The following is a 21,553-nucleotide window of genomic DNA, read 5'->3' on the forward strand; positions in this document are numbered from 1 at the left end:
CGATCGTGCCCCGCGCGCACATCGAGAGAGTCCTCGTGTGGCTACCCCTCTCCCTGCCCCTCCCCCGCAAGGGGGGAGGGAATGAGAGAGCGGCGCCTGCATCACATCGTGATGGTGAGAGCGAAGAGGCAGCGCTATCGCACCTGACCACCTGCTCATGCGAATCGGGCGACGAATTCGGAAATGAGACTTGTCACTTCTGCCGGGCGCTCCAGGCTCGGCAGATGCGCTACGCCCGCCATTTCCCGCTTCTCCGCGCCCGGCACGACCGCCGCAACGTGACGGCTGCGGTCCTGAACATAGGGCAAGTCGAGGTCGCCCCAAGCCACGAGGGTTGGCACCGCGACGTCGCCGAGCCGGTCGAAGAAGGGCCGAATGTCGACATCCGTTCCGAACGGCGGCGAGCGAAGCGCGATGCCGTTCATGTCGAGGAACAGATCGCGCGTAGGCCCTGTGACGCGACCTTCGCCCGCCAGCGCTCCATCCAGCAGGAGGCGCGCTTTCAACGCGTTCAACCGATCGAGATCGTCGGACGCCTCGGCCTCTTTCGACTGCGCCATCAGTCTTGCGATGTCGGGTGTGTAGACCGGATCAGGCGCGCCGGCGACATTGGGGGCGATCAGAACGAGGGCGCGAACGTGCGAGGGGTGTCGGATGGCGGCATCGAGCGCGATACGGCCGCCAAGGGAGCAGCCAACGAGAATTGCGGGCTTGCCGTCCGAAGTCGCCTCCAGCACCGCGACCAGGTCGGCGAGGGCGGAGAAATCCTCCGGCTCGGCGCGCGTTGCGCCGAACCCGCGCCGGTCATAGGCGATCGCCTTGTGCGTGGCGCCGATCGCATCCAACTGGGCGCGCCACATGCGCCGGTCGCACACATTGGCATGAAGAAACACAACGGCGGCGCCGTCGCCCACGACTTCGGTCGCGAGCCTGGCGCGACCGGACGCAATGAATTGCATGTTCGCCCCTTCAGCCTTCACCATCCCGCCAGCCGATCCTGTCCTTCAAGAACCGGAAGCCGAGCACCTCAAAACCGGCGCGCTCCTTGTTGTCCTTGCCATAGCCATGGCCGCCTGCGGCCGGCTCGTAGAACCAGGCCTCATAGCCCATCGCCTGAAGCTTTGCCGCCATCTTGCGGGCATGGCCGGGATGGACGCGGTCGTCACGCCGCGTCGTCGCGATCAGGATCGGCGGATAGGGCTGGCCGTCCCTGACGTTGTGATAGGCGGAGTAGGTCTTCAGCCATTCCCACTCCTCCGCCTTGTCAGGGTCGCCATATTCCGCGATCCAGCTCGCGCCCGCGAGCAGCTTTGTATAGCGGCGCATGTCGATCAGCGGGATGGTGCAGAACAGCGCGCCGAAGCGCTCGGGATAGCGCACCAGCATGTTGGTGATGAGGATGCCGCCGTTGGAGCCGCCCTGTGCCGCGATGCGCTTCGCGCTCGTCACGCCGCGGCGGACGAGGTCGGCGGCCACCGCCGCGAAATCGTCATGCGAGAGCTTCTTTCCGGCGAGGCGCCCGGCATCGTGCCAGCGCGTGCCGAACTCGCCGCCGCCGCGCAAATTCGCCTGCACGGTGGTGCCGCCGCGCTCCAGCCACAGCTTGCCGAGCGAGGCGTTGTAGTATGGCTTCACGGAGACGGCGAAGCCGCCATAGGCGCTCATATAGACCGGCGCATCGCCGGTCTCGCCGGCGGGGCCCGTCTGCACATAGGGGATGCGCTCACCGTCAACAGAGATCGCCTCGTGCTGCGTCACCACGAGACCGTCGGCGGTGAACGTCTTCGGCGCCCGCTTCAGCACGGTCGGGCTTGCGACGCCGCGCTCGATCAGCAGCATCGAGGGCGGCGTGAGCGGGTCCTGCACATTGGCGAGCAGATCGCCGTTGCTTTCGGAGGCATGGCGATCGAGCGGCCAGACGTCGACGACGCCGATCTGCGGCAGGCCGGGAAGCGTCTCGCGGCTCCAGCCCGCGGCGGATGGCGTGCAGATCTCGAAACGCGGCCTGAGCTCGTCGAGGATCGAGATGACCAGTCTGCCCGCCGCCCAGAAGAAGCCCTGGACCGCCCGGCGCGGCGCCGGCTCGAACAGCACCGTGAACTCGCGGTCGCCGGCGAGGAAAGCCGGGAGCGAGATGCCGAGCACCGCATCCGCCTTGTACGTCCGTCCGGCCGCGGACCAATCCACGCGCGGTTTGATCGCGAGCCAGTCGCCATGGGCTTGGAGTTCTATGTTGGTCGGGAGGTCCAGCTTCGCGAGCGGACCGGTCTCGTCGCCGATCGAGACGCTGAAGTTGAAGAAATCCAGCATGCGACCGAACCATATCGTCCGGTTCGACGTGATGCGATCGACGTAGCAATACGCGGCCATGTCGCTCGCCGAGGCTTCGAACAGCACCGATGCTTGTTCGACCTTTTGGCCGCGCCGCCACAGGCGGACCGTGCGCGCATAGCCCGAGCTCGTCGCCATGCCCTCGCCATGGGCGCTCGACAGCAGCAGCGTGTCGGCATCGAGCCAGTCGGCGCCGCCCTTGGCCTCCGGCAGTGTAAAGCCATCGGCAACGAAGCTCCTGGTGTCGAGGTCGAACTCCCGCAGGGTGACGGCGTCGCTGCCGCCGCGCGACAGGCTCAGAATGGCGCGCGCGCTTCCCGGCATCGTGGTGATGGAGCTCAGCAGCCAGTCCTCGCCTTCCTTTGCCGCGAGCTGGTCGATATCCAGCATGGTCTCCCACGCCGGTTCGGCTTTGCGAAACTCCGCCAGCGAAGTCCGCCGCCACAGGCCGCGCGGGTTGATTGCGTCCTTCCAGAGATTGTGCAGGTCGGTGCCGCGGCGGCTGACATAGGGAATGTTGTCGGGCCGGTCGTAGATCGCGGCAAGGATATCGCGGTCGCGCTCGAACGCCGCGCCGCCGAACGCCTGAAGCGTCAGGCTGTTCTGCCGCTCCACGAAATCGAGCGCCTGCTTGCCTTCGATCTCCTCCAGCCACAGCCAGGGATCGTCGTCGGGAGCGCTGAGCGTGGGCCTGTCGTCGACGGACATGAACGAAACTCCGTAAAATCGCGGCGGATAGGATTTGATCGAGCGCAAGCCGTCAAGGGCGCGCTCCGCTATCATCCCAGCGATTGCGTCAGAGGCATGGCCCGCGCCCGTTTGCGTCGGTTGCCCGCTCCTCCGCGCCCCTCCATAGTGGCGGGAATCAACAAGGCCCTCGAAAGCCTCAAGAGCCCCTTGGGGCGGAAGTGCCGATGCTGGACGTAACTGCTGTCAATGAGATCGCCGCCGATGCCCGCGTGCGTGCCAATGTGGTGCGCCTTGCCGCCGCGCAGGCGCTGACCGGCGCCAACTCGGCGGTCATCTTCGCCACCGGCGCGATCGTCGGTGCCACGCTCGCGCCGGACATGTCGTTCGCGACGGTGCCGATCTCGATGTATGTGGTGGGGCTCGCCGCCGGCACGCTGCCGACCGGCGCGATCTCGCGCCGCTTCGGCCGCCGCGCCGCCTTCATCACCGGCACCGGTCTCGGCGCGCTCACCGGCTTGCTCGGCTCATTCGCGATCCTGCAGGGCTCGTTCGCGCTGTTTTGTCTGGCGACCTTCCTCGGCGGCCTCTACGGCGCGGTGGCGCAGTCCTACCGCTTCGCCGCTGCCGACGGCGCCAGCGCCGCGTATCGCCCCAAGGCGGTGTCCTGGGTGATGGCGGGCGGCGTGTTCGCCGGCGTGCTCGGTCCGCAGCTCGTGCAATGGACCATGGATGTCTGGCAGCCTTATCTGTTCGCCTTCAGCTTCCTGGTGCAGGCTGCGGTGGCGCTGATTGCGATGGGCATCGTCGCCGGCGTCGACATGCCCAGGCCCGCCCCGGCCGATCTGCACGGCGGGCGGCCGCTGCTCACCATCGTGACCCAGCCGCGCTTCATCGCGGCGGCGCTGTGCGGCGTCATCGCCTATCCCATGATGAATTTGGTGATGACCTCGGCGCCGCTCGCCATGAAGCTGTGCGGCCTCAGCGTCTCCGATTCCAATTTCGGCCTGCAATGGCACATCGTCGCCATGTATGGGCCGAGCTTCTTCACGGGCGCGCTGATCGCGCGCTTCGGCGCCCCGAAGATCGTGGCCGCCGGATTGCTGCTGGAAGCCGGTGCCGCCGGCATCGGCCTCTCCGGCCTCACTGCGATGCATTTCTGGGCTACGCTGATCGTGCTCGGTGTCGGCTGGAACTTCTCCTTCATCGGCGCCTCCGCGCTGGTCTTGGAGACGCACCGGCCGCAGGAGCGCAACAAGATGCAGGCCTTCAACGATTTCCTGGTGTTCGGCATGATGGCGATCGGCTCGTTCTCCTCGGGGCAGTTGCTCGCCAATTACGGCTGGTCCGCAGTGAACATGGTGGTGTTCCCGCCGGTCGTGCTCGGCCTTGCCGTGCTCTCGCTGGTGTCCTGGGCGAGACGCCGCAAGGCGCGCTTGGAGGCGGCCATGGGCGAGTTCCCGGACGCGGTGTGAATTGGCGGGAGGCTGTCAGCAGCGTTGATGCTTCGATCGCCGTCGAAGTGATTTTCGGGAGTACGGTTGTTACATGATGCTCGTCATCAACAGACGGGCGTGACGCACGGCGCTCGCGGGGGAAACGAAGGACAAGCGCAAATGCTCGACAACCCCCGTCATACCGCGCCAATCGACGAATCCTCGCTCCGCTACGAAGGCTGGCGCATCGTCGCGGTGTGCTTCCTGCTCGCCACCTTCGGCTGGGGCCTCGGCTTCTACGGCCAGAGCGTCTATGTCGCCGAGCTGCAGCGCGCGCGGGGCTGGCCCACCTCGCTGATCTCCTCGGGCACGACCTTCTTCTATTTGTTCGGCGCGTTGCTGGTCGTCTTCGTCGGCGAGGCCGTGCGAAAATACGGTCCGCGGCTCAGCCTGATCGCCGGCACGCTGGCGATGGCGGCCGCTGCGGTCGCGATCGGCGCGGTGCGCGAGCCCTGGCAGCTCTATCTCGCTGACGCCGTGCTCGCCTTCGGCTGGGCCGGCACCAGCCTTGCCATGATCACCAACACGATCAGCCTGTGGTTCGACCACAAGCGCGGCATGGCGATCAGCCTCGCGCTCAACGGCGCCAGTTTCGGCGGCATCGTCGGCGTGCCGCTGCTAGTGACGCTGATCGGCCATGTCGGCTTTGCCAGTGCGATGTACGCCGCCGCCGGCGCCATGCTGGTGCTGCTCGTGCCGGTGATCCTGCTTCTCGTCGGCCGGCCGCCCGACCTTCACGGCTGGAAGGCAGCGGCGAGAGCGAAGCCGCAATCGTCGACAGAGATCCGCGCCTGGGCGCTGCGCGACGTCGGCTTCCTCACGGTGACCATTGCGTTTGCGCTGGTGCTGTTCGCGCAGGTCGGCTTCATCGTGCACCTGATCTCGTTCCTCGATCCCGTGATCGGCCGCGAGCGCGCCGCGGTTGCCGTCGCGGTGCTGACCGCGATGGCGGTGGTCGGGCGCGTGCTGTTCTCGCTGGTGATCGACCGCCTCAACCAGCGGCTGGCCTCCGCAATCTCCTTCCTGAGCCAGGCTGCCGCGCTGTGTGTCGTCATCAACCTGCACAACGACTATGTGCTGATCGCAGCCTGCGCATTGTTCGGCTTCTCGGTCGGCAATCTCATCACGCTGCCGTCGCTGATCGTACAGCAGGAGTTCGACAGCGCCGCGTTCGGCGTGCTGATCAGCCTCAACACCGCGATCAACCAGGTGACCTATGCGTTCGGCCCGGGCGTCGTCGGGGCCTTGCGCGATTGGTCCGGGGGCTACACGCTGCCGTTCTATCTCTGCATCGCACTGGAGGTGGTGGCGGTTGCGTTGATCATGGTGCGCGGTAAGCCGCGGGCGAAGCTCCCGTAGGGTGGATTAGCCGAAGGCGTAATCCACCAACTTCGTCCCGCATTCGCAGAGGCATGGTGGGTTACGCCTTCGGCTAACCCACCCTACGCCATCACCCCTCCCGCTGCCTCAACAACGCCTCCACATCCAGCCGCTTCGTGAACATCGCCAGCTTCCCGTCCGGCCCGAACGGCCATTGCTCCCGCGGTTTGTCCCAATACAGCTCCACGCCGTTCTCGTCGGGGTCGCGCAAATACAGCGCCTCGCTGACGCCGTGATCGCTCGCGCCGTCCAGCGCAATGCCGGCCGTGAGCACCCGGTGCAGCGCATCCGCCAGCGCGGGGCGCGTCGGATAGAGGATCGCGGTGTGGAACAGGCCGGTCGCATCAGGCGGCGGCGGCGAGCCGCCCTTGCTCTCCCAGGTGTTGAGCCCGATGTGGTGATGATAGCCGCCGGCCGAGATGAAGGCGGCGCCCGAGCCCATGCGCTGCATCAGCTCGAAGCCGAGCACGCCGCAATAGAAGCCGAGCGCGCGATCGAGATCGGCGACCTTGAGATGGACGTGGCCGATCCGGGTGCCGGCGGCGACGGCTGGGCTTTGCGACATGGGATGCTCCGTTATTGAACTCCACTTAAGTCCAGTCCCGGGACAGTGCTATTGGCCTATCCCGAAACCCATCGTTTCCAGACGTGAAACTATGACAGCTCCGACACCTCGCCGTCGGGCAGCCCGAACTCAAACGTGTTCAGCGTCATCGACACCAGCGTGTAATAGCCGCACAACCCGATCACCTCGACGACGCCGCGTTCGCTGAGCACTTTCACCGCCTCGTCGTAGAGCCCCTTCTCGACGCCGTGGCCCTCATGCAGCGACTTCGCGACGTCGTAGATCATCTTTCCCTTGGGATCGTCGAACTCAGGCGTGCGGCGATCGCGGATGGCGTCGATGATTTTCGGATCCATGCCGCCCGCGAGTGCGAGGCGCTTATGCGCATACCATTCGTAATGCGCGGTCCAGTGCCGCGCGGTCACCAGGATCGCGATCTCCGAGAGTTTTGCCGGGAATATCGTGTCGAAGCGCAGCACCTCGCCGAGCCGCGTGGCGTGGCGCGCCATCTCCGGGCTGCTCAGCCAGGCCATCATCGGCGCCGGCGGCTTGCCGCGCTTGCCGGCGATCGACTCGTCATAGGTCTGCCGCTGGCTCTCGTTCATTTCGCCAGGCGAAAGAAGTTTCAGGCGCATTGTCGTTTCCTCTTTGTTTTCAAGCACCGCCATGGCAGCGACTATAGCCGAATGCGGCAGCGGAAGTGGTTGAATTCCACGGGGCGATGGCCCAGAGTCGCCGCCAACAAGTCGATTTTGATTGATGGAAACGACCAATGACTGACTCTACAACCAGCGATTCTGAGACGGCCGAGCTCGAAACATTCCGCAACGAGACACGCGCCTGGCTGGAAGCCAACTGCCCGCCGGAGATGCGTAAGCCCGCGACGTCGGATACCGACGTGTTCTGGGGCGGACGTAACGCAAAATTCTCGTCCGAGCCGCAGCGCATCTGGTTCGAGCGCATGCGCGACAAGGGCTGGACCGTGCCGGATTGGCCGAAGGAATACGGCGGCGGGGGCCTCAGCGCCGCCGAGCACAAGGTGCTGCGTGCCGAAATGGCCAGGATGGGCGCGCGGCCGCCGCTGTCGAGTTTTGGTATCTGGATGCTCGGGCCGGCTTTGCTCAAGTATGGCAACGAGGCGCAGAAAAAGGAGCATCTACCAAAAATCGCCGCGGGCGAGATTCGCTGGTGCCAGGGCTATTCCGAGCCGAACGCCGGCTCCGATCTCGCCTCGCTGCAGACCCGCGCTGAAAGCGACGGTGACGATTTCCTCATCACGGGGTCGAAGATCTGGACCTCCTACGCCAACTACGCCGACTGGATCTTCTGCCTGGTCCGCACCGATCCCGCCGCCAAGAAGCACGACGGCATCAGCTTCATCCTGTTCGACATGACCTCGAAGGGTGTCTCGACCAAGCCGATTCTGCTTATCTCCGGCTACTCGCCGTTCTGCGAGACCTTCTTCGACGGCGTCCGCGTGCCGAAATCGCATGTGGTCGGCACCGTCAACCGCGGCTGGGACGTCGCGAAATATCTGCTCCAGCACGAGCGCGCGATGATCTCAGGCATGGGCGAGCGCGGCGTCGGCCGTCCGCTCGGCCAGATCGCCGCCGACTCCGTCGGTACCGATGCGCAAGGCAAGCTGGATGATTCCATGCTGCGCGGTAGAATCGCGAGCTTCGACGTCGACGAGGCCGCGCTCGCGGCCTGCGCCGAGCGCGCGGTCGATCTCGCCAAGGCGGGACAGGCGCATCCGGCGTTTTCCTCGGCAATGAAATATTACGGCACCGAGCTCAACAAGCGCCGCTACGAAATCCTGATGTCGGCCGGCGGCGTCGATGCGCTGGAATGGGAAAGCGAGCGCTCCAGGCAAGGCGCCCGCCCGCGCGCCTGGCTGCGCACCAAGGCCAACTCGATCGAGGGCGGCACGTCCGAGGTCATGCTCGGCATCGTTGCCAAGCGCATCCTGGATCTGCCGGGGGCGTGAGCCACGCTCTCACCGCCCGTCATTCCGGGGCGCGCGTAGCACGAGCCCGGAATCCATCTCACCGCGGAAATGCCGCCTGATGGATTCCGGGCCTGGCCCTTCGGGCCATCCCGGAATGACGAACTAGAATAGATTTCGAATCGGAACCAAGCACCATGGCCCTCGTCCTCACCGAAGAACAATCGATGCTCCGCGACTCCGCGCGCGGGCTGATCAGCGACAAGGCGCCGGTGTCGCACCTGCGTCACTTGCGCGATTCCAAGGATCCCACCGGCTTCTCCAAGGAGCTGTGGCAATCCTTCGCCGAGATGGGCTTTGCCGGCCTGCTCGTGCCGGAAGAGTTCGGCGGCAGTGGTCTCGGATTCATGGAGGCCGGCGTGGTGATGGAGGAGATCGGCCGCACCTTGATGCCGTCACCATTCCTCGCCACCAGCGTGGTCGCGGCCTCCGCGCTGAACCGCGGCGGCAACGCCGCGCAGAAGTCGGAATATCTGCCGAAGATTGCGAACGGCTCGCTGCTTGCGACGCTCGCGGTCGACGAGGGCGCCAAGCATCGCCCGCTGCAGACCAGCCTGCAGGCCGTGCGCGCCGGCAACGGCTTCAAGCTTTCCGGCGCCAAGGCACTGGTCGTCGACGGTCATGTCGCCGATCTCTTCATCGTCGCGGCGCGCACCGCAGGTTCGGCCGGCGAGCGCGACGGCTTGACGCTGTTCCTGGTGAACCCCAAGGCCAAGGGCGTTGCGATCGAACGCACCATCATGGTCGACGCGCACAACGCGGCGCGGATCGAGCTTGCCAATGTCGAGGTCACCGCCGACAGCGTGCTCGGCGAGGTCGATCAGGCAGCAAACCTGCTCGACGGCGTGCTCGACATCGGCCGCGGCGCGGTCGCCGCCGAAATGGTCGGCCTCAGCGACGAGGTGTTTGGCCGCACCGTCGAGTATCTCAAGAATAGAAAGCAGTTCGGCAAGCTGATCGGCGAATTCCAGGCGCTGCAGCACCGCGCCGCCGAGCTCTATGTCGACATCGAGATCACCCGCGCCGCCACCATGAAGGCGCTGCAGGCGCTGGATGCCGACGTTGCCAAGGCTGCCTCGGCCGTTGCCGTGGCCAAGGCCCGCGCCGGCACCACCGCCACGCGCGCGGTGCAGGAAGGCGTGCAGATGCATGGCGGCATGGGCATGACCGACCAGTTCGACATCGGCTTCTTCATGAAGCGCGCGCGGGTCTGCGAGGAATTGTTCGGCGACGCGAACTACCACACCGAGCAGCTCGCGCGGGCGCGGGGGTATTGAGGGCGGGCGGGGAGAGCGCGTAGCCCGGATGAGCGCAGCGACATCCGGGAATGCCGCGGGCACCGACCCCGCATATCGCTTCGCTCATGCGGGTTACGGCGGTAACGCCTCACAATCGGTGTCGTCGCCCGGCTTGACCGGGCGATCCAGTACGCCGCGGCCTCTCGATTGATCAAAACCGTCTCTGGAATACTGGATCGCCCGCCTTCGCGGGCGATGACAGGGAGTGAATGGGAGGCGCTTGCTCCCACGCTCGCAACGACGGTGGCGAGACCGCCCCTTACCGCATCGGCGGCGCGTACTGCACGCCGCCCGCATTCCACAGCTGGTTCATGCCGCGCGGGATCTTCAGCTTGGACTTCTCGCCGATGTTGCGCTCGTACATCTCGCCGTAATTGCCGACGGTGCGGATGATGCGGACGACCCAGTCCTTGGTGAGGCCGAGCTGCTCGCCGTAATTGCCCTCGGTGCCGACGAGACGCATCACTTCCGGCTTCTTCGACTTCAGGGCCTCGTCGATGTTCTCCGAGGAGACGCCGAGCTCTTCGGCGTTGATCATGGCGTAGAGCGTCCACTTCACGATCATCATCCAGTCGTCATCGCGCTGGCGCACGACAGGAGCGAGCGGCTCCTTGGAGATCATGTCCGGCAGGATCATGTGGTCGCCGGGCTTCGACAGGTTCAGCCTCAGCGCATAGAGCTGCGAGACGTCGGCGGAGAGCGTGTCGCACTTGCCGGTGTCGTAGGCCTTCACCACGTCGTCGAGCTTGTCGAACTTCACCTCTTCATACTTCATGTTGTTGGCACGGAAGTAGTCGGAGACGTTGAGCGCCGTGGTGGTGCCGGCCTGGACGCAGACCTTGCTGCCGGTCAGGTCCAGCGAGGTCTCCTTGTTGCGCGACCGCGGCAGCATGAAGCCGGCGCCGTCGTAATAGGCGACAGCGGGGAAATAGAGATCGTAGTCGAGCTCGCGCGCCATGCTCCAGGTCGAGTTGCGCGAGAGGATGTCGACCTTCCGGCTCTGCAATTCCCTGAAGCGCTCGCTGGCGTCGAGCGGCACGAACTTCGCCTTGTTCGGGTCGTTGAAGATCGCCGCCGCTACCGCGCGGCAGAAATCGACGTCGAAGCCGGTCCAGTTGCCCTTGTCATCGGGGATCGAGAAGCCCGGCAGGCCCTTGTTGACGCCGCACAGCACCTCGCCGCGGCGAACCGTGCGCTTCAGGGTGCGGGTGTCGTAGAATTCATAGACGATGGCCAGGACGCCGACCAGCACGGCGACCGCGAGCCCGATCAGCAGGCCGCCTCGAAATGTGCGCATCATGTTGCTCTCTCGAAAAATCGGGAAAAGGAATTCGGAGGGGGGACGCGGAGCATGATCAGTGCGATCATGCTCCGACCGTAACTCTCAGAGCTCGGGCTTTTGCCGGATCACCACCTTGGTGCCGACAGGGACGCGATCATAGAGATCGGCGACGTCATTGTTGACGAGCCGGAAGCAGCCCGAGGACACCTTGGTGCCGATCGTGTCAGGACGGTTGGTGCCGTGGATGCGATAGACGGTGGTGCCGAGATACATCGCGCGGGCGCCGAGAGGATTGCCGGGGCCGCCGGCCATGAAGCGCGGCAGGTAGGGCTGGCGCTGGATCATCTCCGGCGGCGGCGTCCAGTCCGGCCATTCCTTCTTGTTGGTGATGGTCACCAGCCCCTGCCACTGGAAGCCGTCGCGGCCGACGCCGATGCCATAGCGGATCGCGCGCCCGCCGGGTTGCACCAGATAGAGGTGCCGCTCGGCGGTCGAGACGATGATCGTGCCCGGCGGTTCAGTGGTGCGGAAGTACACGACCTGCTTCTGCCATTCCGGATCGAGCTGGTAGGCATCGTCGGCGATCAGGCCCGGCTCGTCACCGCGGTCCGGCTGCTGGGCGGAGGCGTATGAGGTGGTCAGAACCAGGCTGAGGGCCGTGATGAACGCCCCGGTCAGGCGACGATAATCCGTCATTTCAAGCTCTCCCCGCTGCCACAGCGCAAATCATTCGGAACCATCAAATCTCAGGGGCATGTTCATGGCAAGTTAATGGCGCGCGCAGCTGATATGTCACGAGAATGCTTTGGTTTTTTGACGGGGCCGGGGCAATGCCACAAACAGGGGATGGCGCGAAAAGCTTAGATCGGTGCCGCACTGGTAGTGGGCTCCCTCCCCGCAAGCGGAGAGGCTAAGGGAGCCCGCCGCGCCATCGAGTCCGACTCAAAAGCCGCCTCGCTTCAGATCTTGTTGCTCTCCGCCGCGATCCCGAGCCGCCGCACGATTTCGGTCCCGACGGCGCGGGCTTCGAGTCGTGAGCCGATCCGGGGGCTGCGAAACCTCTTTCCCGAGCGCAGGCGGATCGTGACGATGCAGTGCTCGTCCTCGGAACGGCCGCGGCGATCGACGGTGATCGTCTTCACCTCATGTCCGGCGATGCTGTCCGTGCGCGGCGTACCGTCGCCCCACAGGCGCTCCACGCGGATATCGCCCTGCCGGATCACCCAGAACGCGCCGGTCGCGAGGTTGGCGTATCTGTAGACGGCGAACGCCGCGAGCGCGCCGAGCGGCAGCAGCAGGATGTCGACATGGCTGGGCGGCCATCCGCGCCAGAGCTTGTAGGCGTAGGGCACGGCGGACAGCGCCACGGCGATCAGCGCGACGATCCTTATGTCCCGCGCGGAAAACGCCTCGAGCGGTTCGCCGAGATGCATCTCGGGATTGCTGGCATCGAGCGGATTGACCGGTTCCTCGACATTGGGAACGTCGAAATGCGCGGCGATCCGCGCCACGGTGTCATGAACATGTGTGACGTCGGAGATCGGCGGCGACGTCAGGCGCTCCCCCGAAACAAGCGTGAAGACCAGTTGAAACCGGGCCTTCACCCGCTTGCTGCCCGGGACCTGCAGTCCGCTGATCTCGTCCTTCGCGATGATCCGCGTCTGCAGTTTCCCGAATGGACGCTGATGCCCGATCAGGATCTCGTCAGGCGTGATGATCCACACCACCGCCGGCGCCATCATGATGCCGACAACGAACCCGGCTCCCACCAGCAGTGCCACCACCGAGATGACAATCTCCATGGTGTCGTGCGTGAACAGGCCCGGCGTGAAGCAGAGCGCAACCGCGGCCGCGGAGCCGGCCACGACCAGTCGCTGCGCGATCGAAGAGCCTTCACGAAGGCGAATGTCGGTGCTGGTGTTCGCGTCGGCCATTGCGGGCGGCTGATTCCGATGGCGCGAAACTCCACGGACGGGTCCGTGGAGTCAAGCAACAAGGGTGTTAGACGAGGCCGGCCGCGCGACGCTCGCCTAACTGCTGACGTTCAGCAGCTTGGCCACGGTGCGGTCGATCTCGTCGTAGCGGCCTTCGCCGGCGTGCTGGAACACGATCTTGCCGCTCTGGTCGATGATGTATTGCGCCGGCCAATACTGGTTGCTGTAGGCGTTCCAGGTCCTGGAGTCGTTGTCCTGCGCCACCGGATAGGTGATGCCATGGCGCTTCAGCGCGGCCTGCACGTTCGCGGCCGATCGCTCGAACGGGAATTCCGGCGTGTGCACGCCGACCACGACGAGGCCCCGGTCCTTGTATTTGGCATAGAGGTCGGTGACGTGCGGCAGCGTGTTGACGCAGTTGACGCAGCCATAGGTCCAGAAGTCGACCAGCACGACCTTGCCGCGCAGGTCGGAAAGGCTCAGCGGCTTCGAATTGAACCAGTTGGTGATCCCGGTGAAGTCGGGCGCGGTCTGCTGGCTTGCGGCGGCGGTGACGACAGGCGTCGCACGCGCAGCCTCGTCGCAGATGCCGGGGATGACGGCGCCGGTGACGGTGATGCCGATCAGTGCAGCAGACACGGCGAGCAGTTTGAGAGTCATGGAAGCGTCCTCCGGTGAAGTTTTGGGATAATGATCACAGGCCGATCTGGCCGGTGGGGTAGAAGCCGGTGAGCCACGCCACGATCAGCGTGTCGTATTGGAAATAGGCGGCGACCGCGAAGGCGATCACGACCACGCCAAAGCCCTGCTGCAGCCGCGGCGAGATCCGCGCGAGGCTGCGCACGCGCGTGGTCGCGGCCTGTCCGCCATAGGCTATTGCCAGCATCGGGATCGCCGCGCCGATGGCGTAGGCGACCAGCAGCGTGCCGGCCCAGGCCAGATTCTTCGAGGTCGCCACCAGCGTCAGGATCGAGCCGAGCACGGGGCCTGCGCAGGGCGTCCAGACCAGGCCGAGCGTGGTGCCGAGGATGAGGCCGCCGAGCGCGCCCTCGCGCTGCACGCCGCTCGAGTTGCCGAGATCGAGCCAGCCATTGAGCCGGATCGATAGCCACTCGAACGGCGCCGGCCAGAGCATCAGCAGACCGAAGCCGAGCAGCAGGATCGACGCCGCCTCGCGCAGCACGTTCGGATCGAAATCGAACAGGTGCGTGAGCGCACCTAACAGCAGCGCGACCGCGGAGAAGGAGACGACGAAGCCGAGCGCAATCATCGCGGGGCGCAAGTGCCCCACGCGCCCGATCGAGGCGCCGAGCAGGATCGGCAGCATCGGCAGCGTGCAGGGCGCGGCGATGGTGAGGATGCCGGCGAGGAGGGCGAAGAAAAGCTCGATCATGGCGCACTCGTGATGGAGGTCACGAGGCCAGTTCGGAATGAATGCGTCAGGCGTTACGCGACGTCACGCCTTCGTGACGGGGCGGTTGCCTGGTGGGGCAGGGGAGGCAATCGTGCCGACTACGGCGACGGTGCGCTCCCTCCCCCCTTGCGGGGGAGGGTGGGGGAGAGGGGTAGCCCAGGAAATGGTCCACCCATCTGCGCTCGTTCCGCGCGCTCACATTGAGAGAGTCCCCGTGTGGACCCCTCTCCCTGCCCCTCCCCCGCAAGGGGGGAGGGAATGAGAGAGCGGTGCCCGCCTAACTCAGCGGGAGAAACAGGAGCTTGCGGCGGCCGCCTCACCCCCAAATACAAAACGACCCGGACGGGGGCATCGTCCGGGTCGCTGGAGGTCTTGGGAGGTTTAACGAAACCGTATGTGATCTTTATAGGAGGGAAGTTTTTCCGCCTGATGTTGTCGTTTGTTTCAATTGTTTCGTCAGTGGTAACGCTTCCGTGTCCGGGGAGAGGGCCGGGATTCCGGTCCTATCCCTTTGAAATCATTGTCCTTAGGCGGCGAAACGGTCGACGCCGGCGCCCTTAAGCAAATCGGCCAGTTGCTTGCGGGCATAGAACATCCGCGTCTTCACCGTGCTCTGGGGGATGCCGATGATCTGCCCGACCTCTTCCACCGACTTCTCGTGGTAGTAGACGAGGTTGATGATCTCGCGATGCGCGGGCGACAGCTTGGCGACGCAGGCGCGCAAGATGGCGCTGGTGTCGCTGCGGTCGAGCGAGGTCTCCGGCGTGTCGCAATCGTCGGGGATCTGGCGCACGTCTTCCTGGTCGATGTCCTCGAACCGGCGCTGGCGCATCGCGGTCAGCGCCTTGAAGCGGGCGATCGAGAGCAGCCAGGTCGAGACCTGCGAGCGGCCCTGGAATTGGCCGGCGGTGCGCCACACGTCGAGGAACACCTGGCTGACCAGATCTTCCGCCGTGGTGGCGTCGCGCACGATGCGCAGGATGAAACGGTAGACCCGCACATTGTGCCGGCAATAGAGGATGTGCATGGCGGTCCGGTTGCCGTCGGCAATGCTCTCGAGGAGCATGTCGTCCGAAGTCGCCTGAGCGGCGATGATGCTCTGGCTGGCCTGGGCGTTGATGGCGATGACGTTCGGCATGGACTTGGCTCCCCGTAGCGCCGCAACCGAGCGGCGTTTCCTTGGACCAAAGTGTTAATCAGCCACCGTTTCGGGACGTCTGCGCGAAAAGCGGAAAATGGTTTCGTGCGCCGCCAAATTGTTTCGTCGGAGAGGACGCGACGAAACATTCGGGGCAAAAAACCGTGGAATTTCAATATACGGAAAATACGGGGGTGGGGATTTGTGGCTGGGCGGAGGCGCCTGGAACGTATTTCGGGGGATTGCGTTTGGTCGCGCGACACCCAGCGCCGTCGTCCCGGGGGCGACACGGGTAGCCGGGACGGCGATCCCGTAGGGTGGGCAAAGGCGCGAAGCGCCGTGCCCACGATCTTTTCGCGAGTAGGTGAGAACGGTGGACACGCTTCCGCCTTCGCTCTTCGAGCTACGGCGGACAAGTCGCTTTTGCCCACCCTACGGCATCTGGCTTCGCCGCCCGCCTTACGCCTTCTCGCCCCCAGGCGAGAACAGATAGCCGCCGCCGCGGATGGTGCGAATCACGGCGGGTTTTGCGGGATCGGGCTCGATCTTGCGGCGGATGCGCATGATGCGCAGATCGACCGCGCGGTCGAAGGCTTCGGCGTCGCGCGCGTTGGCGAGTTCGAGCAGACGCTCGCGCGACAGCACGCGCTTCGGATTGGCCGCGAACACTTTCAAGAGCCCGAATTCGGATGCGGTCAGCGGATGCTCGTTGCCCTCGTCGTCGCGCAGCGCCTGCGCTTCGAGGTCGAGCCATTTGGTGCCGAAGCGCACCAATTGCTCCTTGTCGGATTTCGCGGCTGCTGCCTCTGCCGCGGCCTTCACCGGCGTGCTCCGCCGCAGCACCGAGCGGATGCGCGCCATCAGCTCGCGCAGCTCGCAGGGCTTTGCCACGTAATCGTCGGCGCCGAGCTCGAGGCCGACGACGCGGTCGATCGGGCTCGCGGTCGCGGTCAGCATGATCACGGGCACGTTGATGCGGCTCTTGAGATCGCGAATGATCGAGAGCCCGTCTTCCTCGGGCATGTTGAGGTCGAGCACGACGAGATCGGGCATGCCGCCCTGGATCGCGGCGCGCAAGCTCTTGCCGCCGTCGCACAGCGTCACGGTGAAGCCGTGCATCTTGAGGTAATCGCCGACCATCTCCCGGGCTGGAGCTTCGTCGTCGACGATCATGATGTGCTGGCTTTGGGTCATGGTCTCTAGATCGGTATCTCGGTCGCGGGGAGGGTGATGGTGAAGGTCGAGCCCTTGCCGGGGCCGTCGCTGTCGGCGGTCACCTCGCCGCCGTGCATGTCGATGATACGCTTCACGATGGAAAGCCCAAGCCCCGTCGAGCTTTCGCCGGCGGTCGGCTTGGCGGACAGCCGCTGGAACCGGCCGAACAGGCGGCCGAGATCCTCCGGCGACAGGCCGGCGCCCTCGTCGCTGACGCGGACGACGGTGTCGCTGCCCTCATGGCTGACGGCGACGCCGATCTTGCCGCCGATCGGCGAGTATTTGATGGCGTTGCTGATGAGGTTGTCGATCGCCTCGCGGATGCGGTCGGTGTCGCACATGGTGACGATGTTGGCCGGTGCGGTGACGCTGATCGCCTGCTGCTTGTTGACGGCGAGCGGCTGGTTGGCCTCGGCGACCTCCTTCACCAGCGCGGCGACGTCGACCTGCTCGCGGCGGATGGTGATGTCGAAGGCATCGGCCATCGCGTCCGAGATCAGATGGTCGACCATCGTGGTCAGGCGCTTGGTGGCGTCGCGGATGTGATCGACCTGGGCGACCACGCCGCCTTCCGACGCGCCGGTCGAGATCAGCTCCTTCAGCATCTCGGTGCGGCCGAGGATGACGCCGAGTGGATTCTTCAGATCGTGCGCGACGGTGCCCAGGATCTCGTTCTTGAAGCCGTTGGCGCGCTGCAGCCGCAGCCATTGCGCCGACAGGCGGCGGTTGGCCTGCATCAGGGCGCGGGTGCGCTGGGCGACGCGGTCTTCCAGCTGGGTGTTGGCGTCCTGCAGCTGCTGGTAGAGGATGACGTTGTCGAACGCGATCGAGAGCCGGCTGGAGAAGATCTCGACCAGCGAGCGGTCGGTCTCCGACAGCTCGCGCTCGGCCTGCAGCAGCACCACCACCTCGCGGCCGCTTCCGGTGCGCAAATAGATCACGCTGCGATGGTCGGCGAATTCGTTCTTGCGGCGCTGGAACGCGGCCTCCACCATCTCGCGCAGCTCGGGGTCGAGCGCCTTCGACGACGTGGTGCCGATGAAGCGGCTGTAGCAGCCGCTGCCGGCGAGCACCGAAAGCTCGGGGTCGACGCCGCCATTGTCGCGCAGGACCAGTATACCGGCGCAGTCGACGTTGAGCAGCGAGGCGAGCTGGGTCAGCACACCTTCGGCGAGCCGCTGCATCGACTTGAAGTCGTACAGCGTGGAGGCAGCGTCGATGATGATCTCGAGCCCGCGCCGCGTCTGCACCATGCGCTCGAGCTGCTGATAGGAGCGCAGCGCCGCGGTCAGCGAGGTGAACAGCTTGTCGGCGGTGAGCTCGGTCTTGGCCTTGTAGTCGTTGATGTCGTACTGCACGATCACGCGCCGCTCGGGCGCCTGGCCGGGCTGGCCGGTGCGCAGGATGATGCGCACGGTCTCGTTCCTGATCTCGTTGCGGATGAACTCGACCAGCTCGAGGCCGGCCACATCCGTCTCCATGATGACGTCGAGCAGCACCGCGGCGATGTCGCTGTGCGCGGCCATCAGCTTGCGCCCTTCCGCCGCCGAATAGGCGGACAGGATCTCCAGGCTCTGGCCGTTGAGGCTGTAGTCCGAAAGTGCAAAACGGGTGCCGTCATGCACGGCCGGGTCGTCGTCGATGACGGCGATCTTCCACTTTCGTGCGTTCTGGTCCTCCGACGCGGTGCCGGTATCGTCGATCAGGTGGAGGACATCGTCCTGTTCGGCCATTGAGAAGTCCCGTCAGTCTCTGTGCTTTGCGCGCCGCCCTTGGCGACCCGGGGCATGATAATGCGAAAAGTGGTGCCTTGTCCCAGCTTGGATTCCAGCATCATGCGACCGCCGAGCTGCTGGGTGACAAGGTTATAGACGATATGCAGCCCGAGTCCCGTGCCACCTTCATTGCGCCGGGTGGTAAAGAATGGGTCAAAGGCCTGGCGCTGCACGTCCGGGGTCATGCCGGCCCCGTCGTCGGTGAAGATGATCTCGATATCGTCGGCCCCGCGCGGCCGCGCCGAGATCGTGATGGTGCCGGCGCGCCCGTCGGCGAAGGCATGGTTGGCGGCGTTGAGGAACAAATTGGTCAGGATCTGGCCGTAGGAGCCGGGATAGCCGTCCAGCAGCAGCCCCTCGGGCACGTCGACCTCGAGCGTGATCGGCGAGCGCTTCAGCACGGGCCGAAGGCTCGCGATGATCTGGTCGGTGGCTTCGCTGAGTGAGAACTGCCGCCGCTCGGCATGGGAGCGGTCGACCGCGACCTGCTTGAACGACTGGATCAGCTCGCCGGCGCGGGTGAGGTTGGCGACGAGTTGCTGCGAGGCGTCGCGCGAGGACTGCACGAACTCCTCCAGCTGCGAGCGGCGCAGGCCGCCGTCGCCCTTGAGCTGGGCCTCGAAGATCTCGGTCCGCCGGGCAAAGCTGGAGGCGACCGTGAGGCTGATGCCGATGGGGTTGTTGACCTCGTGGGCGACGCCGGCGACGAGACCGCCGAGCGCGGCCAGCCGCTCGGCATCGATCAGATTCTGCTGTGCGGTATTGAGCTCGAGCAGCGCGCTCTCGGCCTTCTCCTTCGACGCGCGCAGCTCATCCTCGGTCTCGCGCTTCGCGATGGCGTTCTCGCGGAATACTTCCACCGCGCGCGCCATGGCGCCGACCTCGTCGCGTGCCTTGGTGCCCTGCACCTCGCGGTCGAGATTGCCGAGCGTGATCGCGCGCATCGCGGCCATGATCTGCTGCAGCGGCAGGCGGATCGACAGCGCGATCAAGACGCCGGCGGTGAGGATGATGCCGAGGAAGATCACCGCGATCGACAGCACACGGCGGGAGATGTCGGCCAGCGTGCGGTCGAAGGTCTCCTGCGCCTTCTGCTCGCGCTGGCGCATCTTGGTGGAGAGGTCGTCGATGGCGCCGATCGCCTCGGCCTGGCTGGCGTCGATGGTGTTGCGCAGCAGCTCGGTGCGGCTCATCAGCTGCTCGGAGAGTTTTGCAAAACCCTCGCGCAGCGCGGCGGTGCGGGCCCCGAGGCGCTGCAGCGCCATGCGCTGGAGATCGTTGTCGGCGAGATCGATCATCACCGGAATGGTCTTCTCGATCGTCTCGGTGTGGCGGCGCGCATCGTCGGCGGCGCCCGATGACTGCGACAGATAGTAGGAATTGGCCGCGACCAGCATCGCGGTGAAGGCCTCGCGTGACTTGCCTAGCGAGGGCCAGATCAGCGCGTCGCGATGGCCGGTGGCGCCCTCGATGATGGAATAGAGCCCCGCCATGTCCCTGGCCGGGCCCTGCACCTGGTCCTCGTAGGTCTTGGCGATCGTCGCCTGCACGCTGCGCAGCTCGCCAAAGCCGTTGAGGAAGCGCTCGGTGGTGCGCTCCAGCTCCTCGACCGAGCCCGACAGCATCGGGTCCTTGGCGGCGCGGTTGCTCAGCGTGCCCAGCACCGCCTCGCGCAGCAACAGGATCTCGGCGAACAGGTCCGGGCTCGGCTGGTTGATGTAGCGGTGGATCAGATTGTGCAGGCGCCCGGTCTCGCTCTCGAGCAGCGCCAGGATGCGGTCGGATTCGCGCACCTGGCGCACGTCGTCCCAGGCCGAGCCCAGCACCTGCGAGCCGTTCCAGATCAGCGCCACCAGCACCACCACGACGGCGGAGTTCAAGCCCGCGATCGACAGGATGCGCCAGCGGATCGGCACGGCCCGGAGCGCGCCGACGAGCCGCGCGCGCACCCGCCCGAGCGGGCCGGGCGGCCTGTCTGCGTGCTCGCTGTTTCCAAGCGCGGGCAACTGGGCTCACTCCACCTTGCGGATGCGTTCGATCAGCGCGGCCGCCGCGGGCTCCTGGGCGGCCTTGGTGTAGATCGCGGCCATGGCGTCCTCGAACGGCTTGCGGTCGAGATCCCTGACGATGCTGACGCCGGCCGCGCGCGCCTTGAGCTGTGACTGCTCCTCGAGGTCGCGCCACTTCTCGCGCATGAACCGGCTGGAGCGCTGCGCGGCCTCCCTGAAGACGATCTGGTCCTCCGCCGAAAGGCTCCGCCAGGCCTTCAGCGAGATCACCAGCACCTCGGGGCTCATCGTGTGCTCGGTCAGCGTGTAGTGCCCGGCATGCTTGTAATGGTCGGTCGTCACGAAGGATGGCCAGTTGTTTTCGGCGCCGTCGATCAGGTGGTTGGCAAGCCCGGTCAGCACCTGCCCATAGGGCATCTCGACCGGTTCTGCGCCAAGTGAGCGGATCATCTGGCTCATCAACTCCGACTGCTGCACCCGGATCCGCAGGCCCCGGAGGTCGGCGATGCTCCTGATAGGGCGGATACCGTTGTAGATCGACCGCGCCCCGGAATCGTAGAAGCAGAGCCCGACGAAGCCGTAGGGCTCGAAACTGTTCAGGATCTCGCCGCCGATCGGCCCGTCCAGCACCTTCTGCATGTGCTCGATGGACCGGAAAAGGAACGGCATGGCGAGCACGTTCATCGCCGGAACGAAATTGCCGATCAGGGCGACATTGGTCCGGTTGAGGTCGATTGCGCCGGCCCGGGTCTGCTCGATGGTCTCCTTCTCCTCGCCGAGCTGGCGGGAGTGGAACACCTTGACCTCGTGCCGGCCGCCGGTGCGCTCGGCGATCAGGGCGCCCATGTAGCGCAGCGCCTGCACGGTCGGGTAGTCCTCGGTCTGGGTGTCGGCGGCGCGAAACTCGCGCGCGACGGCGCCCGTCGCGCAGACGGCGAGCAGAAGCGCGACGAAGATCACCCCGGTCCGCGAGAGTTCGGCACGGCTCAACACTGGCACACTCAACCCCTCAGAGATGGAGTCT

The 21,553-nt window shown here is 65.7% G+C and carries 18 protein-coding genes; 4 read left to right on the top strand and 14 right to left on the bottom strand.

Annotated features, from left to right (window positions below; genetic code table 11):
* Positions 1 to 155: 155 nt before the first annotated feature.
* Together XH79_RS10340 and XH79_RS10345 are read right to left on the bottom strand one after the other, a co-directional pair.
* Positions 156 to 959, bottom strand: coding sequence for an alpha/beta fold hydrolase (locus tag XH79_RS10340; RefSeq protein ID WP_271581632.1), 804 nt, complete (start codon positions 957 to 959; stop codon positions 156 to 158).
* Positions 960 to 969: 10 nt separating this feature from the next.
* Positions 970 to 3,039 (bottom strand): prolyl oligopeptidase family serine peptidase, encoded by a 2,070-nt coding sequence (locus tag XH79_RS10345; protein WP_271581633.1) that lies wholly within the window; start codon positions 3,037 to 3,039, stop codon positions 970 to 972.
* A 206-nt stretch (positions 3,040 to 3,245) separates the two neighbouring features.
* Here XH79_RS10345 and XH79_RS10350 point away from each other — a divergent pair, with 206 nt between their 5' ends.
* Both XH79_RS10350 and XH79_RS10355 read left to right on the top strand, forming a co-directional pair.
* Positions 3,246 to 4,493, top strand: coding sequence for an MFS transporter (locus tag XH79_RS10350; RefSeq protein WP_271581634.1), 1,248 nt, complete (start codon positions 3,246 to 3,248; stop codon positions 4,491 to 4,493).
* A gap of 141 nt (positions 4,494 to 4,634) precedes the next feature.
* Positions 4,635 to 5,873, top strand: coding sequence for an MFS transporter (locus XH79_RS10355; protein ID WP_271581635.1), 1,239 nt, complete (start codon positions 4,635 to 4,637; stop codon positions 5,871 to 5,873).
* 91 nt (positions 5,874 to 5,964) lie between these two features.
* On the opposite strand, the gene XH79_RS10360 is transcribed toward XH79_RS10355, so the two are convergent.
* Both XH79_RS10360 and XH79_RS10365 read right to left on the bottom strand, forming a co-directional pair.
* Positions 5,965 to 6,459 (bottom strand): VOC family protein, encoded by a 495-nt coding sequence (locus XH79_RS10360; RefSeq protein ID WP_271581636.1) that lies wholly within the window; start codon positions 6,457 to 6,459, stop codon positions 5,965 to 5,967.
* An 89-nt stretch (positions 6,460 to 6,548) separates the two neighbouring features.
* On the bottom strand, positions 6,549 to 7,094 hold the full coding sequence (locus tag XH79_RS10365) for a carboxymuconolactone decarboxylase family protein (protein WP_271581637.1): 546 nt from the start codon (positions 7,092 to 7,094) through the stop codon (positions 6,549 to 6,551).
* Positions 7,095 to 7,231: 137 nt separating this feature from the next.
* On the opposite strand from XH79_RS10365, the gene XH79_RS10370 reads away from it, so the two are divergent.
* Positions 7,232 to 8,446, top strand: a complete 1,215-nt coding sequence (locus XH79_RS10370; RefSeq protein ID WP_271581638.1) for an acyl-CoA dehydrogenase family protein — start codon at positions 7,232 to 7,234, stop codon at positions 8,444 to 8,446.
* A 155-nt stretch (positions 8,447 to 8,601) separates the two neighbouring features.
* Positions 8,602 to 9,741, top strand: a complete 1,140-nt coding sequence (locus tag XH79_RS10375; protein ID WP_271581639.1) for an acyl-CoA dehydrogenase family protein — start codon at positions 8,602 to 8,604, stop codon at positions 9,739 to 9,741.
* 280 nt (positions 9,742 to 10,021) lie between these two features.
* Here XH79_RS10375 and XH79_RS10380 read toward each other — a convergent pair whose 3' ends face one another.
* From XH79_RS10380 to XH79_RS10425, 10 genes are all read right to left on the bottom strand, one after another.
* A complete protein-coding gene (locus XH79_RS10380) occupies positions 10,022 to 11,059 on the bottom strand; it encodes an amino acid ABC transporter substrate-binding protein (RefSeq protein WP_212341524.1) in 1,038 nt (345 codons plus the stop codon).
* Between the two features lie 87 nt (positions 11,060 to 11,146).
* On the bottom strand, positions 11,147 to 11,740 hold the full coding sequence (locus XH79_RS10385; protein WP_212340646.1) for a L,D-transpeptidase: 594 nt from the start codon (positions 11,738 to 11,740) through the stop codon (positions 11,147 to 11,149).
* Between the two features lie 263 nt (positions 11,741 to 12,003).
* The gene (locus XH79_RS10390; protein ID WP_271581640.1) at positions 12,004 to 12,978 is read right to left on the bottom strand and encodes a hypothetical protein; all 975 of its coding nucleotides are present in this window, start codon (positions 12,976 to 12,978) and stop codon (positions 12,004 to 12,006) included.
* Between the two features lie 96 nt (positions 12,979 to 13,074).
* On the bottom strand, positions 13,075 to 13,638 hold the full coding sequence (locus XH79_RS10395; RefSeq protein ID WP_212340650.1) for a thioredoxin family protein: 564 nt from the start codon (positions 13,636 to 13,638) through the stop codon (positions 13,075 to 13,077).
* A gap of 34 nt (positions 13,639 to 13,672) precedes the next feature.
* A complete protein-coding gene (locus XH79_RS10400) occupies positions 13,673 to 14,371 on the bottom strand; it encodes a cytochrome c biogenesis CcdA family protein (RefSeq protein WP_271581641.1) in 699 nt (232 codons plus the stop codon).
* A 547-nt stretch (positions 14,372 to 14,918) separates the two neighbouring features.
* Positions 14,919 to 15,530: a sigma-70 family RNA polymerase sigma factor gene (locus XH79_RS10405; RefSeq protein ID WP_018644455.1), complete on the bottom strand. Its 612-nt coding sequence runs from the start codon at positions 15,528 to 15,530 to the stop codon at positions 14,919 to 14,921.
* 459 nt (positions 15,531 to 15,989) lie between these two features.
* On the bottom strand, positions 15,990 to 16,724 hold the full coding sequence (locus XH79_RS10410; RefSeq protein WP_212340655.1) for a response regulator: 735 nt from the start codon (positions 16,722 to 16,724) through the stop codon (positions 15,990 to 15,992).
* A gap of 5 nt (positions 16,725 to 16,729) precedes the next feature.
* The gene (locus XH79_RS10415; protein WP_271581642.1) at positions 16,730 to 18,478 is read right to left on the bottom strand and encodes an ATP-binding response regulator; all 1,749 of its coding nucleotides are present in this window, start codon (positions 18,476 to 18,478) and stop codon (positions 16,730 to 16,732) included.
* The gene (locus XH79_RS10420) at positions 18,448 to 20,526 is read right to left on the bottom strand and encodes an ATP-binding protein (protein WP_212340662.1); all 2,079 of its coding nucleotides are present in this window, start codon (positions 20,524 to 20,526) and stop codon (positions 18,448 to 18,450) included. Before XH79_RS10420 ends, XH79_RS10415 begins: the two co-directional genes overlap by 31 nt.
* 6 nt (positions 20,527 to 20,532) lie before the next feature.
* Positions 20,533 to 21,528 carry a TRAP transporter substrate-binding protein gene (locus XH79_RS10425; protein WP_271581643.1) on the bottom strand — a complete coding sequence of 332 codons (996 nt, stop codon included), beginning with the start codon at positions 21,526 to 21,528 and terminating at the stop codon, positions 20,533 to 20,535.
* Positions 21,529 to 21,553: the final 25 nt, after the last annotated feature.

It is taken from the genome of Bradyrhizobium sp. CCBAU 45389, from assembly GCF_028128625.1.
Classification (GTDB): Bacteria; Pseudomonadota; Alphaproteobacteria; order Rhizobiales; family Xanthobacteraceae; genus Bradyrhizobium; species Bradyrhizobium liaoningense_B.